The sequence below is a fragment of the Variovorax sp. J22P240 genome, from assembly GCF_030316855.1.
Taxonomy (GTDB): Bacteria; Pseudomonadota; Gammaproteobacteria; order Burkholderiales; family Burkholderiaceae_C; genus Variovorax.
The window spans coordinates 170,859-185,886 of record NZ_JASZYR010000007.1 but is presented as its reverse complement, the minus strand read 5'-3'; the positions used below and the strand labels follow the sequence as shown (position 1 = coordinate 185,886).

General features: G+C 65.7%; 15 protein-coding genes. 8 read left to right on the top strand and 7 right to left on the bottom strand.

The annotated features are described in order from the left end of the window. Window positions 1-131: 131 nt before the first annotated feature. The 4 genes from QTI24_RS19105 to QTI24_RS19090 all read left to right on the top strand — a co-directional run bounded on the left by QTI24_RS19105 (window position 132) and on the right by QTI24_RS19090 (window position 3,503). Window positions 132-953, top strand: a complete 822-nt coding sequence (locus QTI24_RS19105; protein WP_286602599.1) for an alpha/beta fold hydrolase — start codon at window positions 132-134, stop codon at window positions 951-953. 17 nt (window positions 954-970) lie between these two features. Further along, a complete protein-coding gene (locus QTI24_RS19100) occupies window positions 971-1,492 on the top strand; it encodes a hypothetical protein (protein WP_286602598.1) in 522 nt (173 codons plus the stop codon). After that, on the top strand, window positions 1,489-2,574 hold the full coding sequence (locus QTI24_RS19095; protein WP_286602597.1) for an NHL repeat-containing protein: 1,086 nt from the start codon (window positions 1,489-1,491) through the stop codon (window positions 2,572-2,574). The genes QTI24_RS19100 and QTI24_RS19095 overlap by 4 nt, the downstream gene beginning before the upstream one ends. A gap of 107 nt (window positions 2,575-2,681) precedes the next feature. Beyond that, the gene (locus tag QTI24_RS19090) at window positions 2,682-3,503 is read left to right on the top strand and encodes an alpha/beta fold hydrolase (protein ID WP_286602596.1); all 822 of its coding nucleotides are present in this window, start codon (window positions 2,682-2,684) and stop codon (window positions 3,501-3,503) included. A gap of 388 nt (window positions 3,504-3,891) precedes the next feature. Here the strand turns inward: QTI24_RS19090 and QTI24_RS19080 are convergent, their stop codons facing one another. Genes QTI24_RS19080 through QTI24_RS19065 form a run of 4 tightly spaced genes read right to left on the bottom strand, consistent with a single transcriptional unit; the run spans window position 3,892 to window position 8,986 of the window. Continuing rightward, window positions 3,892-5,628, bottom strand: a complete 1,737-nt coding sequence (locus QTI24_RS19080) for an acetyl/propionyl/methylcrotonyl-CoA carboxylase subunit alpha (RefSeq protein WP_286602595.1) — start codon at window positions 5,626-5,628, stop codon at window positions 3,892-3,894. Next, on the bottom strand, window positions 5,625-7,208 hold the full coding sequence (locus tag QTI24_RS19075; protein ID WP_286602668.1) for a 5-oxoprolinase subunit B/C family protein: 1,584 nt from the start codon (window positions 7,206-7,208) through the stop codon (window positions 5,625-5,627). Before QTI24_RS19075 ends, QTI24_RS19080 begins: the two co-directional genes overlap by 4 nt. Continuing rightward, window positions 7,208-7,984 carry a LamB/YcsF family protein gene (locus tag QTI24_RS19070; RefSeq protein ID WP_286602593.1) on the bottom strand — a complete coding sequence of 259 codons (777 nt, stop codon included), beginning with the start codon at window positions 7,982-7,984 and terminating at the stop codon, window positions 7,208-7,210. Before QTI24_RS19070 ends, QTI24_RS19075 begins: the two co-directional genes overlap by 1 nt. Window positions 7,985-8,008: 24 nt before the next feature. After that, window positions 8,009-8,986, bottom strand: coding sequence for a Bug family tripartite tricarboxylate transporter substrate binding protein (locus QTI24_RS19065; protein ID WP_286602591.1), 978 nt, complete (start codon window positions 8,984-8,986; stop codon window positions 8,009-8,011). Between the two features lie 191 nt (window positions 8,987-9,177). On the opposite strand from QTI24_RS19065, the gene QTI24_RS19060 reads away from it, so the two are divergent. Further along, window positions 9,178-9,867 (top strand): GntR family transcriptional regulator, encoded by a 690-nt coding sequence (locus tag QTI24_RS19060; RefSeq protein ID WP_286602590.1) that lies wholly within the window; start codon window positions 9,178-9,180, stop codon window positions 9,865-9,867. A 157-nt stretch (window positions 9,868-10,024) separates the two neighbouring features. On the opposite strand, the gene QTI24_RS19055 is transcribed toward QTI24_RS19060, so the two are convergent. Continuing rightward, the gene (locus QTI24_RS19055) at window positions 10,025-10,564 is read right to left on the bottom strand and encodes a VOC family protein (protein ID WP_286602589.1); all 540 of its coding nucleotides are present in this window, start codon (window positions 10,562-10,564) and stop codon (window positions 10,025-10,027) included. Between the two features lie 168 nt (window positions 10,565-10,732). Between QTI24_RS19055 and QTI24_RS19050 the strand changes: the two genes are divergently transcribed. Together QTI24_RS19050 and QTI24_RS19045 are read left to right on the top strand one after the other, a co-directional pair. After that, a complete protein-coding gene (locus QTI24_RS19050; RefSeq protein WP_286602587.1) occupies window positions 10,733-11,635 on the top strand; it encodes a LysR family transcriptional regulator in 903 nt (300 codons plus the stop codon). A gap of 203 nt (window positions 11,636-11,838) precedes the next feature. Next, window positions 11,839-12,069: a hypothetical protein gene (locus QTI24_RS19045; protein ID WP_286602586.1), complete on the top strand. Its 231-nt coding sequence runs from the start codon at window positions 11,839-11,841 to the stop codon at window positions 12,067-12,069. Window positions 12,070-12,591: 522 nt separating this feature from the next. Here QTI24_RS19045 and QTI24_RS19040 read toward each other — a convergent pair. Both QTI24_RS19040 and QTI24_RS19035 read right to left on the bottom strand, forming a co-directional pair. Next, window positions 12,592-13,173 carry a hemerythrin domain-containing protein gene (locus QTI24_RS19040; protein WP_286602585.1) on the bottom strand — a complete coding sequence of 194 codons (582 nt, stop codon included), beginning with the start codon at window positions 13,171-13,173 and terminating at the stop codon, window positions 12,592-12,594. A 219-nt stretch (window positions 13,174-13,392) separates the two neighbouring features. After that, window positions 13,393-13,581 carry a hypothetical protein gene (locus tag QTI24_RS19035; RefSeq protein WP_286602583.1) on the bottom strand — a complete coding sequence of 63 codons (189 nt, stop codon included), beginning with the start codon at window positions 13,579-13,581 and terminating at the stop codon, window positions 13,393-13,395. A gap of 345 nt (window positions 13,582-13,926) precedes the next feature. Between QTI24_RS19035 and adhP the strand changes: the two genes are divergently transcribed. Then, window positions 13,927-14,958: an alcohol dehydrogenase AdhP gene (gene adhP / locus QTI24_RS19030; RefSeq protein ID WP_286602581.1), complete on the top strand. Its 1,032-nt coding sequence runs from the start codon at window positions 13,927-13,929 to the stop codon at window positions 14,956-14,958. The last annotated feature ends 70 nt before the right edge of the window (window positions 14,959-15,028 follow it).

Below are 15,028 nucleotides of genomic sequence, written 5' to 3'. Positions count from 1 at the left end.
TAAGGGGCGTTGGTGCCCGGGGTGAATGCACAAGGTTTCAGGTGTTTTCAGGTTTCGCCAGCGCGCATCCGGGACACCCAGGAGGTGCGCCGGTACCTTTGCGCCATCGCCCGCTGGATCAGGAGCACGCCATGAGCTACGTCACTTCCCGGGACGGAACGAGGATCTTCTACAAGGACTGGGGCACTGGCCGGCCCGTCGTGTTCTCCCATGGCTGGCCGCTCGACGCGGATGCCTGGGACGCGCAGATGCTGTTCCTGCTGCACAACGGCTACCGCGTGATCGCGCACGACCGCCGCGGGCACGGGCGCTCGGACCAGCCGGCGGGCGGCCACGACATGAACACCTTCGCGGACGACCTCTCGACCTTGATCGAAGCACTCGACCTGAAGTCCGCCGCCTTGGTCGGACACTCGACCGGAGGCGGCGAGGTGGCCCGCTACGTCGGCCGCCACGGCACCCGGCGGATCGGGCGGATCGTGCTTATCGGTGCGGTGCCTCCGCTCATGCTGAAGACGGCCGCGAACCCGGAGGGGCTGCCGATCGACGTGTTCGACGGCATCCGGGCCGGCGTTGCGACCGACCGACCGCAGTTCTTCCAGGATCTCGCCATGGCGTTCCACGGCTACAACCGGCCCGGCGCGACGCCTTCGCAAGGGGTGATCGATTCGTTCTGCCTGCTTGGCATGCGGGGCGGCATCCGGCCCGAATACGACTGCATCGAGGCCTTCTCGGAGACGGACTTTAACGACGACCTCAGGAAGTTCAATGTACCGACGCTGTTCATTCACGGCGACGACGATCAGATCGTGCCCTTCGTCGCTTCCGCCTCGGCAGCATCGAAGCGCGTCCGCAACTCGACGCTCAAGGTGTACGCGGGCGGCTCGCACGGCATTTGCACGACCCAGGCAGATCGGGTCAATGCCGACCTCCTGGCTTTCTTGGAAGACTGAACTCAAAGGAGAACACCATGCTTGGACTGACATCCCTGGGCGCGATCCACACGGCCATCAGCCTCGTGGCGCTGGCATCGGGCGTACTTGCGCTCGTGCGCCATCTTGAGATCTCGCCCGCCACGGGGCTCGGGCGCGTCTACGTCTGGACCACGGTGCTGACCTGTCTCACCGGCTTCGGCATCTTCCAGCATGGCGGCTTTGGCAAGCCGCACGCGCTGGGCGTTGTCACGCTGCTGGTGCTGGGGCTCGCAGGGCTGGCGACAAGGCGGCGCGTCTTCGGCAACGCCTCGCCCTACGTGGCGACCGTCGGCTACAGCGCAACCTTGTTCTTCCACATGATTCCGGGACTGACCGAGACCTTCACCCGCTTGCCACTCGGTGCCCCCTTGTTCTCCGGCCCCGAGGATCCGGCCCTACAGAAAGCCGTCGGAGCCTGCTTCGTCCTGTTCGTCGCCGGGGCCGCCTTGCAGGTTCGCCGCCTCTTCGGACTTCGCTCGCAAGCCTCGATGCCGGCCGGGCAGGGTGCACAGCCATGAACCCGTTCAGCTGCTTCCTTGCATCCGCCCTGGTGCTGCTCGGCTTGGCCGGCGTGGCGCAGGCGGCCGATCAGGGTCCGGTCCGCATCAGGGTGGAGCCGTTCATCAGCCTTCCCGACAACGTCCGCCATCCCGAAGGACTGGCCTCCAACCCAGTGACCCGTGAGATCTACGTCGCGACCTTCGATGCGCGCATGCCCGAGGCGGCGCGCAACAACCAAATTCTTCGCTACTCGCAGGAGGGTCGGCTGCTGGCCCAGAAGAGCTTCGGGGCCACCCCCCTGACCGGCATCGAGTATGCCGACGGCAAGCTCTACATCCTGAACTTCGGTGCGTCGAAGCTGCAGCGCATCGACGCCGACTTCACCGCCTCGACTCCGGTCGAGGACCTGGTCGAGTTCAAGGCGCTGACGCCGCCTGCACCGTCGCCGAGATCGATCTCGAACCCCGACGGCAGCAAGGACGTCATCACCTTCGGGTCGAGCGGCTTCGCGGCACCCAACGGCATGGTCTTCGACAAGGCGCGCAACCTCTACATCTCCGACTCGTTCCAGGGCGCGATCTACCGCATCGAGCGAGCGACGAGTTGCGCACCATGCGCGCTGCAGGTGCTGTCGCGAGATCCGCTGCTGGCCACTGCCGGCGCCTTGCCCTTCGGCGCCAACGGGCTGGCCTTCAATACCGACGAGAGCGCCCTCTACGTCAACAACGCCGGAGACGGCCGGCTGCTGCGCTTGAAGCCTTCGACCGGCGCTATCGAGATCGTCGCGGAAAGCGTGTTCGGCGCCGACGGCCTGCTGTTCTACAAGGGACTTCTGTGGATCGCGTCCAACCAGGCGGACGTCGTGCTCGGACTGGACGAAAAGGGCCGGACCCTGGTTCGTGCCGGCGAATTCGAAGGCATCGGCCATGACGGTGCGCCGCGAGGCCTGCTGTTTCCCGCCACCACCGCCGTGCAGGGCGACTGGATGGTGGTCACCAACCTGGCCTTGCCGCTGACCGCTGCCGAGGGCGACGAGTGGGAAGAGCGGGTGACCCGGTGGAACCTGGTCCGCTTCAGGATCCCCGGCGCCATGCACTGACCGCGCGTGGCTTGAAAGCGAAACCGATTTCCCCGCCTCGGCCGCCGAATCCGCGCGCGGCGTCCAAGAGGCTTTCGCGCGGCGACACACCATTGGAAAGGAACATCATGAGCACGATCACGACCAAGGACGGCACAGAGATCTTCTACAAGGACTGGGGCCAAGGCCAGCCGATCGTCTTCTCCCACGGCTGGCCGCTGTCGGCCGACGACTGGGACAACCAGATGCTGTTCTTCCTGGCGCAGGGCTACCGCGTGATCGCGCACGACCGGCGCGGCCACGGCCGCTCGACCCAGACGTGGACCGGCAACGAGATGGACACCTACGCCGACGACCTCGCCGCGCTCACCGCCGCGCTGGACCTGAAGGACGCGATCCACGTCGGGCACTCCACCGGCGGCGGCGAAGTGGCGCGCTACCTCGGACGCCACGGCACGAAGCGCGTCGCCAAGGCCGTGCTGATCGGCGCCGTGCCGCCGATCATGGTCAAGTCAGAGGCCAACCCGGGCGGCCTGCCGATCGACGTGTTCGACGGCATCCGCGCGGGCGTCGCCGGCAACCGCGCCGAGTTCTACCGCGACATCACCCTGCCCTTCTACGGCTACAACCGCCCCGGGGCCAAGATCTCCGAAGGCATCCGCCAGCACTGGTGGCTGCAGGGGATGATGGGCGGCATCAAGGCGCACTACGACTGCGTCAAGGCGTTTTCGGAAACCGACTTCACCGAAGACCTGAAGAAGATCGACGTGCCGACCTTCGTCATGCACGGGGACGACGACCAGATCGTGCCGATCGGCGCTTCGGGGCTGGTGTCGGCCGAACTGGTGAAAGGCGCCAAGCTCAAGGTCTATCCCCGCCTGCCGCATGGCATGTGCGCGACGCACCCCGACGTGATCAACGCCGACCTGCTCGCGTTCATCAAGGACTGATCTCCGCGCGTCCGGGGCCAATCATGAAGGCCTTCAAGCTCTCCATGGCCGCAGTGCTCGGCCTCTTGAGCTCATGGTGCCGCCTGCCGGCGCGGCGGGGCCCAGCTCGCCCACCACCACCGCTCCCACGCTGCGCATGAATGTCGACGGGCAGGAGATTGCGTATCGCGTCATCGGGGCCGAAACTGGCGCGCCCCTGCTGCTGCTCAATCGCTTTCGAGGCACCATGGACCAAGGCTGCGATCTGGCTGTTGGAGCTTCCGAACAGCATGTCGCATTCCCAGTGACCAGGCACCGCCTGATCTTCAACCGCGGCCGGACGATCACTGATCGAGATCTCGTCAACGATTCGTGGGCTTCCGTCTTCGGCCGCACCCGGCGCCGTCGATCAATGGATCTCGGCAACCGCTGCCCCCGCGAGCAGATAAGCCCCTTGCTCAGCCTTCAGCGCAATGCGCCCTGCGCGATGGGCCGGCACCAGCATTTCCATCTTCATGGCCTCCATCGTCGCGATGGCGTCGCCCTGGGCGACAGTGTCGCCGTCGGCCACCTTCCACGATTGCAGCGTTCCGGCGATCGGTGCGGCAACCGATGCGGGGTCTGCAGCCACCGGTGTTTGCGCCGCGGCCGGCGATGCAGAACCGCCCGCCATGGACTGCAAGCCGCGCAGAAGTTCGGTCGGGAGCCCAAGCGCCATGCGGCGCCCGTCGATCTCGATCACGGTGCGCACCAGGGCTGGATCGGGCGCGGGCAACTCGCTGCGCACGGCGGCGGCCAGAATGTTGGCGAAGTCGGTCTCGATCCAGCGCGTATGCACCTTGAACGCATCGGCCGATGTGAAGTCCGGCTGCTCCATCACCGCGCGGTGGAACGGCAGCACCGAGGCCACGCCCTCGATCCGGAATTCCTTGAGCGCCCGCCGCGCGCGGGCAATGGCCTGCGCGCGCGTTGCGCCAGTGACGATGAGCTTGGCCATCAGCGAGTCGAAAGTGCCGGGCACCACGGAACCCGACAGCACGCCGGTGTCCACGCGCACGCCTGGGCCCGAAGGCGCCTCGAACCGGCGCACCTGGCCGGGCGTCGGCAGAAAGCCGCGGCCCACGTCTTCGGCGTTGATCCGAAACTCGAAGGCGTGGCCACGCGGCACCGGCGTGTCGGAAATCGACAGCGGCAGGCCATCGGCCACCCGAAGTTGCTCCACCACCAGGTCGATGCCCGAGGTTTCCTCGGTCACGGGGTGCTCAACCTGCAGGCGGGTGTTGACCTCGAGGAACGAGATCGCGCCCGTGCCGCTGAGCAAGAACTCCACGGTCCCGGCGCCGACATAGCCGGCCCTGGCGCACACGTCGCGCGCCGACTGGTGGATGCGCGCGCGCTGCTCGTCGGTCAGGAAGGGCGCAGGCGCCTCTTCGACCAGCTTCTGGTTGCGCCGCTGCAGCGAGCAGTCGCGCGTGCCGAGCACCACCACGTGGCCGTGGGTGTCGGCGATCACTTGCGCCTCGATGTGGCGCGGCCGGTCGAGGAACTGCTCGACAAAACACTCGCCGCGGCCGAAGGCGGTGACAGCCTCGCGCACCGCCGATTCGTAAAGGTCGGCCACCTCATCCATGCGCCAGGCCACCTTGAGACCGCGCCCTCCTCCACCGAAGGCGGCCTTGATGGCAATGGGCAGACCGTGCTGTTCGGCGAAGGCGAGCACTTCCCGCGCGTCGTTCACCGGTCCGGGCGTGCCCGCGACCAGCGGCGCCCCGACCTCCAGGGCGATCTTGCGCGCCTGCACCTTGTCCCCCAGCGCATCGATGGCCTCTGGCGGCGGGCCGATCCAGGCGAGACCGGCCGCGATGACGGCGCGCGCAAAGCCTGCGTTCTCCGACAGGAAGCCGTAGCCCGGGTGCACAGCGTCGGCGCCGCTGCGCGCCGCCACGGCCAACAGCTTGTCGATGTTCAGGTAGGTGTCGGCGGGGCGCTGGCCGTCCAGGCCATAGGCCTCATCGGCCATGCGCACGTGCAACGCGTCCAGGTCGGCGTCGGCATACACGGCGACCGACTTCACGCCGTAATCTGCGCAGGCGCGCACGATGCGCACGGCGATCTCGCCGCGATTGGCAATCAGGACTTTTTTCATGGGGTACCGAATGGGTGGATGGGGTTGAAGCGCAGGCTGGCGCCGATGGGAACCTGCCCGGCGAGGTCGAGGTGGTAGCTGGCAACGGCGCCGATCACCGGGTAGCCGCCCGTGAGCGGGTGGTCTGCCATGAACAGCACGGGCTGCCCGCTCGGCGGCACCTGCAAGGCGCCGAGGGTTGTCCCTTCGCTGGGCAACTCGGCTGCGTTGGCGCGGGTCAATGGCTGTTCGCCGGCCAAGCGCAGGCCGACGCGGTTGGACTGCGGCGTGACCTTCCACACCTGGCTGGACAGCAGCGCCACCGCCTCGGGCGTGAACCAGTCAGTGCGCGGGCCCATCACCACGTCGAGCGTGATGGTCTCGTCCATCGTGGGCAGGTCGGCGGGCGGCTGCTCGTGCAGGCCCACGATGGCGCCGCGCACCACCGAACGTATGGGCAACACGTCACCGGTTGCAATGGCTGCCGGCCCGACACGGGCCAGCGTGTCGGTCGAGCAACTGCCGAGCACCGGCGCGATGGCGAACCCGCCGCGCACCGCGAGGTACGAGCGCATGCCCGCGTGCGGCTGGCCCAGCATGAGGCTGTCGCCGTCGGACAGCGCGATCGCCTGGTAGCCAGGCGCGGACCAGGACGCACCACCGGCGCTGGTGATGACAAGGGGTGCATCGGCACCGGTGAAGGCCACCACCGCTTCGCCGCGGCAGACGAACTCGAAGCCGCCGTAGGCAATCTCCACGCAGGCCATATCGCTGGCATTGCCGACCAGCCTGTTGGCCGCGCGCAATGCCCCCTGGTCCACCGCCCCCGAAGCCGACACGCCCTGCCCCGCCCGACCAGTGCGGCCCGTGTCCTGGAACAGGGCCTGCAGTCCGGTACTGCGGATCTCCAGCGCAGCGCCATGGGGCTCGACAGTGATGGATGCTGCGGGCGGCTGGGTTGCCAACGCGGCCGACGGGCGCGCGGGCCGACTGGCCATGTCGATGAAGCGAACGCGGAATCCCGGTTGCAGCAGCGCCGGCACCTCGCGCCCCAGGTCCCACATTGGCGTGGCCGTCACGCCAATGATCTGCCAGCCGCCCGGGCTCGCCTGCGGATAGACGCCGCTGAAAGGTCCCGCCAGCCCCACCGCACCGGCCGGGATGCGCGTGCGCGGTGTGGTGCGACGCGGCACGTTCAGGTTCGGATCGCCGCCGCTCAGGTAGGCAAAGCCCGGTGCAAAGCCGGTGAAGGCGACGGTGTATTCGCTCGCCGTGTGACGACGGATCACCTCGTCACGCGAGAGGCCCAGCATCTGCGCGACCTCGTCGAGGTCTTCACCGGTGTAGTCGACGGGAATCTCGATCAGCGTGGCCGCGCGCTCGACCTGCGCCGTGAGGCTGCGCGCGCCGATGCGCTCGACCAGCGCCGCCTGCGATAGCTTCGCGGGGCGATGGCGAACGAGCAGTGTGCGCGCGGCCGGCACCAATTCCTCGATGCCATCGATGGGCTCCGCCTGCAGTGAAGCCAGGAGCGCCAGGGTCTGCGGCAGGTCGTCGAGTTCGACCAGCATGGCATCGAGGTTGACCGGAAGAAAGCGCATCATCGCAGTGCCTCCGAAGGCGCCGCATCGACAAAGGACTGCACGCGCACACCCGAGCGCTCGAGCAGCGCGCGCACTTCCCGCGCCATCTGGACTGCGCCGGGGCTGTCCCCATGCACGCAAAGCGATTCGGCCTCGATGCGCACCGTGCTGCCGTCGATGGCCGTGACGACACCCTCGGTCGCCAGGCGCAGCATGCGCGCCGCCACTTCGTGCGCGTCGTGCAGGACAGCGCCCTTCTCGCGCCGCGAGACCAGCGTGCCTTGCGGCGTGTAGGCGCGGTCGGCAAAAGCCTCGGCCACGGTGCGCAAGCCGCTGGCCTGCGCCCAGTCCAGCAAGGGCGAGCCGGCGAGCCCGACGAGGTACAGGCTGGGATCGATGGCATGGATCGCAGCGATCACGTCGCGCGCTTGCCGCTCGTCATGGGCGATCGTGTTGTAGAGCGCGCCGTGCGGCTTGACGTAGCGCACCCTGGTACCCGCCGCGGTGGCCAGCCCCTGGAGTGCACCGATCTGGTAGATCACGTCGGCCATCAGGTCGGCGCTGGCCACGTCCATGTGGCGCCGGCCGAAGCCGGCCAGGTCGGGGTAGGACACGTGCGCGCCGACGACCACGCCATGCTCGGCCGCGCGGCGCAAGGTCTGCAGGATGCCGGCCGAGTCGCCGGCATGGAAACCGCAGGCCACGTTGGCGCTGCTCACGATGGCCAGCATGGCGTCGTCGTCGCCCATGCGCCAGGCCCCCAGGCTCTCGCCGAGATCGCTGTTCAAGTCCATGGTGGTGCTTGCCGGTGCCAGGATTCAGTCGACCTTGATACCGGCGTCGTCGATCACCTTCTTCCACTTGGCGGAATCGTTCTTGATGAGTTCGGTCACCTTCGTCGGCGGGCCGCCGACCACGTCGAGACTCATCTCGTCCAGCCGGGAACGGACTTCCTTCTCGGCCAGGATGCTGTCGATCGCCTGGTTCAGCGTGGTCACGATCTCGGCGGGCGTGGCGGCCGGTGCCATGAAGGCGTACCAGAAGGTCATGTCGAAGTCCTTGCCGCCCGACTCCGACACGGTCGGCAATTCGGGATAGGCAGCCAGGCGCTTGGTGGTCGTCACCGCCAGCGCGCGCATGCGTCCGCTCTTGACCATCGGCATCGCTTCGGGCACGAGCGCCATCATCAACTGCACCTGCCCGCCCATCACCTCCTGCAATGCCGGGGCGCCTCCCTTGTAGGGCACATGCACCGGGTCGAATCCGTTCGCCTTCTTGTAGTACTCCATACCGAGATGGCTGGGGGTCCCTGGTCCGGCCGAGGCATAGCTGACTGCGCCGGGCTTGCTCTTGAGGTACGCGCCCAGCTCCGTCATGTTTTTCGCTGGCACCGACGGGTGCACCACCACCACGCTGGGCACGGTGGCCGCCAGCACGATGGGCGTGAGGTCCTTCTGCGGGTTGTAGGGCAGCCGCGCACCGTAAAGACCCGGATTGACCGCCAACCCGCTGAGTGTGGACAGCAGGATCGTGTAGCCGTCGGGCGCGGCCTTGGTGACGCTGGCGATGGCGATCTGCTCGCTGGCGCCCGGCTTGTTCTCGACCACCACCGCCTGCCCGAGGCGCTTGCCCAGTCGCTCTGCGACCACTCGCGCCAGGGTGTCGGTGGAGCCACCGGCCGCGTACGGCACAACGATCTTGATCGGCTTGGTCGGATAGTCGGCGGACCAGGCCGGCTGAGCACCGGCGACCAGCAGCGCGACAGCGGCGAGAGCATTCAGAGGGGAAAGAGTCATCGGGCGCTCCAGTTGGGTTGGGTGTATGACTCGACCGATCGGAATATCTGGTTGAATCATCGAGAACGAATTGTTGAACAATTCAATCCAGAACGAAAGGCGTGTCTGGGGGCAATTTCTAAGTGAATACCCTGCTTTTGTTGAACAATCATGCAACCATGCGCAGCAGGATCTGCTACAAACCCACCCCAATGACCCCGCCCGACACCCCCTCCCCCGCAGCCCAGACGCTGAGCGAACGCATGGCCGAGCAGGTGCGGCAGAAGATCACGCAGGGCGAGTTCTTGCCCGGCCAGCGCCTGTCCGAGCAGGCCCTGAGCGAGAGCCTGGGCATTTCGCGCAACACGCTGCGCGAGGTGTTCCGCATGTTGACCAAGGACGGGCTGGTCAAGCACGCACCGAACCGAGGCGTGTTCGTGGCGATCCCGAGCATCGCGTCGATCATCGACATCTACCGAGTTCGCCGCCTGATCGAGTCTCAGGCACTGTTGCAGGCCTACCCGCGCCACCCGGCCAAGAGGAAGATGCGCGAGGCGGTGGAAGCCCAGCTTCGCTGCCGGGACAGCGGCGACTGGGTCGGCGTGGGCACCGCCAACATGGCATTTCACATGGCCATCGTCGAGCTGGCCGACAGCGAACGGCTCAACCTGTTGTTCGCCCCGGTGTTGGCCGAACTGCGCCTGGCCTTCGGCTTCTTGCGCGACGCCGAATTCCTGCACGCGCCCTACGTCGACATGAACCTGAAGATCCTCGAACTTGCTGAAGCCGGCAACTTTGCCGGTGCAGCTGCGGCGCTCAACGAGTACCTGGTGCAATCCGAGCGCATCGTGCTGGCGGTCTACGCCAGGCACGTTTCCGAGTCGGCGGCCACTCGCACATGAGCCAGGCGGCGGCCCAGGGCTCCGGCGGTGCGCCAAAGTGGAGCTGCACCGTCCTCGGTTGACTTTCACCCACCGTTCGTCAAGGTCGGCTGTTCTGTGGGCGAAGGAGCCTGTTGCAGGGTCGAGCACCCTACCGCTTGTCGCGGGTTGCCCGAACTCATTGCTTGAACTCCCGCTCGTGCAGGAAGGAAGCGTGCTTGGGCGCGCGCTTGGTCTTCGACCACTCCTCCAGCATGTCCCACTTCACAGCGTCCAGCCGCCGGATCATGCTCTCCTCCTCGGGGTCGGGGCAGGCCAGTTCGACTCGATGTCCGTTGGGATCGAAAAAGTAGATCGAATGGAAGGCGCCATGGTCAGTGACGCCAAGCACTTCGACCCCGTTGGCATGCAGGTGGTCTCTGAATTCCAGCAACTCCGCGCGGTCCTTGACCCGGAAGGCGATGTGCTGCACCCATTCGGGGGTATTGGGATCGCGGCCCATGGGCGGTTTGGTTGGCAGCTCGAAGAACGCCAGCACATTGCCGTGGCCCGCGTCGAGGAACACGTGCATGTACGGATCAGGCTCCTTGGTGGAAGGGACCTGGTCCTCCGCGATAGCCAACACGAAATCCATCTTCAGCATCTGGTGGTACCAGAGCACGGTTTCCTTGGCGTCCATGCAACGGTATGCGACGTGGTGGATGCGATCGATTTTCATCAAGAATCTCCGTTCAAGAATTGAGGAAGTTCAGGCATTCGACGACCCTCGCACACGACCGGAATCGTTGGGATGTTCTCGTCATGTCTCGCCTGTCGGTATGCGATTGGAGGCCATTCCGACATATCATTCCAACCGTTTTTTCTTATCGATTAAGTGGTTGTTCCGATGAATGCGACGTTACGGCAGCTTCGCGCCTTTCTGGCGGTCGCCCGCACCGGCAGCTTCACGCTGGCGGCGGAGAGCCTGTACATCACGCAATCAGCCCTTAGCGGATTGATAAAGGAACTCGAGCAGACACTGGGCGCGCGGCTGATCGACCGGACCACGCGGCGGGTGTACCTGACCGACATCGGGGAGCGCCTGTATCCGATGTTGGACGGCGCGGTGCATGACCTCGACAGCGTGCTACAGCGCGTCGCAGATCATCGGGAGATGAAGTCTGGACTGGTCCGGATCGCTGCCTCGCAACTGCTGGCGTCCACGCTGTTGCCCGAGTTGATTGCGGCCTTCCAGGCGAAGCACCCCCTGGTCCACGTGAAGTTGGTGGATAGCCCAGTGGAAAGCGTCATGGGCCGCGTGTTTGGCGGCGAGGTGGAGCTGGGCATCGGCCCGGAGCGCGAGCCGAATTCGGACATCACTTCGACCCGGCTGTTCGACGGTCCGTTCATGGCAGTCTTTCCGAACGGGCATCCCCTGGACCGGCGCAAGCGCCTGCGCTGGATCGATCTGACGCCCCACCCCGTCATCACCTTGCAGGGACAGTTCACTGAACGCCTGATGCAGGATTTGCGTACAGCGGCACCAGACCTGACGTTCGCGCCGGCCTCCGAAGTCGCCTACATGCCCACGGTACTGTCTATGGTCAAGGCCGGACTGGGCGTGGGACTCTGCATTGCGTACGCCGCATCGCTGATCGAAGTCTATGGCTTGCGGACGAAGCCCCTGGGCCCCGAGGTGTGCCGCAGTTTCGAAGTGTTCACGCGCCGCGGGCGCACGCTCTCGCCCGCCGCTCAAAGTTTTTTGGATTTCATCCGCCCCAGGATCCGGGCCATGCCGTATCTGCGTTGAGCTTGGTGGATTGAAGGCCGCCTGACCTGAGACGTGCGGTGAGATGAGACTTCAGACGCCCCTTCCTTGCCGTTCGCGCTTGGTACGCGATTGACGATACCCAATCGATCCAATTCGGGCGTCGGCCTGTTCGCACTCGACGCCTGCATGCCGACCCCGCCATCGTCGCCAAGCTCCACGTCGAGCTCACCCGCATCCTCAAGTTGCCCGAAGCCACGGAGAAGCTGGGAGCGATGGGCAGGGACGTGGTCGGCTGCAGCCCCGAGCAGTTCACGCAGACCATCAGAGACGACGCGGTGAAGCTGGGCGCTGTCACAAAGGCCGCGGGCATCAAGCTCGATCGAAGCTACGGCGTGCCAGTTGGAGATGCCAAAGCGCAACTCGACATCGACCTCTGCAAAAGCCCGAAGGAATTCTTCGACTTGAGGTGTTGATCAGGGACAGCGGCTGAGCGGCAACGTCTCAATCCCGGTGCGAACGCTTCCCTTCAAGATCTTCGACGCCCGGTGTCCACCCGCTTGGCTCTCTGAGCGGACGCCGAGAGTCCGAGTTCGGAGGTCGGCCATGGGCGGCCCAAAGCTCCGATTGGCGACTTGCGGGAGCTGTCGTTCGGGGGCTGGCCGCACGAATATACGGAGAAGCGATCCGCACCGAGATGAGTGAGACAAGCCTGGGCCAGGATGCTTCGCAATGAATTGCGTTGCGAAACAAGGATCACCACGATCCGTCCTGCGGCCAGCAAAGCCCTCGTTGGGAAAAATATGACAGACCCCTCGCGCAATGCCGGCGACGGAGCGTCCGCAAGGGGCGCCACATGGGCCGATTGCCAGGGGAAACACCGAGGCAGCGCCCGTCGCCGCGGCACTCGGCTCAGCGCTTATCCGAGCGGTGATCTCATCGCGACGTTCAGCGCCCCGGGATTCATGCCACACCCGTCACTCCGGCCCCAGCCCCGCTCAGCCGCCCGCAGCCGAATCCTGCTTCCTCTCGCCCGAGGACCGCGCTGCGATCATCCCGGCCAGCCTCAGATAAGTTCGCGTCGGCGTGTCTCCGAACAGTGGGTCCGGGCACGAGGGCGCGGCTCTGGCGACGACCTCCCAGTCCTGCGCAGTCAACAGCAGCCGCGCATGCGGCAGGATCTGTCTTTCCTCCGCGGCAAGGTGATGCCGGTAGTAGGCCAGGTAGAGTGCTGCCGCCGCTTCCACCGTCGCGCTGCGCACATAGGTCTCGCTGATGACTTGGTTCAGGCGCGCGACCAGCTCTTCGCCCGCGACGGCGAGGACACGATGATCCTGATGCAGACGGTTGATCGGCAATTGCATCCGCGGATCGTGCGTCGCGAGGATCGTGAACGCGGCATCTTCGCGTGGATGGTGAAAGCAATCGCCGAACTCGCGCAGGTACGAAACGATCTCAAGCATCAGGTGGTAGTCCGGGTTCTCGCCGTCTCGAAATCTGGCAACCTGCTCATCAAGGAAGCTGAGGAGCAAGGAAAAATTCCCGTGCTCGGCATGCCATTGCGCGATCTGGCTGGTCATGTTGAACCTCCAAAACTCTGATGAGCCTGAACGGACACTCTACGCCGCTTGACCGACAGATTCTTCGATCTGCATCCGCGCAAATGCCCGACGCTTGAGCGTCTCGCCACCGGGTCCGAGGCAGCGCCCCGCGACAGTCGCGAAGCCCGGGCCTGCGCTCGCTGGATCCGACGATCGCATCGCTGCGGCACCCGACCGCAGCTTCATCGGAGGGTCGTCCTATCCGGGTATCCCGAACATGACCAATTGGGTCATCGCGTCCACAAGCTCCTCGTTACTCGGCGAGCCGTCTGGGTTGGCCTCGATCAATTGCCGAGCACGAGTGAGTGCTCTCCTCGCTTCCTGCACGTGGATGCTGTCCTGCTTGCGGTCCAGCTCGGCCGGCATGTCGCCGATAGCGGAAGTCACAGATGCCCGATCCATAAAGGGCTCCCGGCGCGCTCAGTCAGGCGCTCAACAAAAGTTACGGCTTCACTTCCAGCCTGGCCAGCGCCAGTACAAGGCGGCGAAGAGCGGCATCGGCAGGCAGCGACCCGTGTCAGCACGACATGCAGGGCGACCGGCATGACCCCATTGTGCGCGGATGTCGCCGTTTCAGTCACTGGCGAGTCGTGCGGAAACTGGTTCCTCCGCCGCCTTTGTACTCAAATGCAACGCTGGCATTTGCCCTGATCCTCCTGTTGTGCCGCGCGCTGCCGCGATCGACAATTTGATCTTGGCTGCGCTGTTGCCCACAACGTATCGGAGGTCGCAATGCAGATGATGAAAGCTGCAGTGGTCCACGAGTTTGGGAAACCGCTCGTGATCGAAGAGGTGCCGGTGCCGAAGGTGGTACCGGGTCAGGTGCTGGTGAAGGTGGCGGCCTCGGGCGTCTGCCACACCGACCTGCACGCCGCCGATGGCGACTGGCCGGTCAAACCATCGCCGCCCTTCATTCCCGGCCACGAAGGAGTGGGCCATGTGGCCGCCGTGGGCGCTGGCGTGAAGCATGTGAAGGAAGGTGACCGCGTCGGCGTGCCTTGGCTGCATACCGCCTGCGGCCATTGCGAGCACTGCATCACGGGCTGGGAAACCTTGTGTGAAGGGCAGCAAATGACGGGTTACACCGTCGACGGAGGCTATGCAGAATACGTGCTGGCCGATCCGGGCTACGTCGGACATCTGCCCGCGAATCGAGGTTTCTCTGAGCTCGCGCCCATTCTTTGCGCGGGGGTCACTGTCTACAAGGGCCTCAAGGTGCTCGACTGCCAACCCGGCGACTGGGTTGCGATCTCGGGTGTCGGCGGATTGGGCCATCTGGCATTGCAGTACGCCAAGGCCATGGGCTTTCATGTGGCGGCGGTGGACATTGACGATGCCAAGCTCCAGTTGGCCAAACAGGTCGGCGCGGACATGGTCGTCAACGCCGCCAACGCCGATCCAGCCAAGGAACTTCAGCGCGACCTCAAGGGGGCGCACGGCGTACTCGTCACGGCGGCCTCGCGCGCCGCCTTCTCGCAAGCACTGGGCATGTTGCACAAGCGGGGAACCATGTCGATGGTCGGACTGCCGCCGGGCGACTTCGGCCTGCCGATTTTCGATATGGTGCTGAACGCAAAGACTGTGCGCGGCTCGATCGTGGGCACTCGCAAGGACCTGCAAGAAGCGCTGGCCTTCGCCGGCGAGGGCAAGGTACATACCGTGTACAGCGAAGACCGCATCGAGAACATCAACCCAATCTTCGATCGCATGCGCAAGGGCGAGATCGAGGGCCGGGTGGTTCTGCGGCTCACCGACGAGGCGTAGCGGGCGACCAAGGCAGTTCGCTCGATTCGCTGAATTCACCGGGGCCGGCCACAGGCGCGGCCGCCCACCA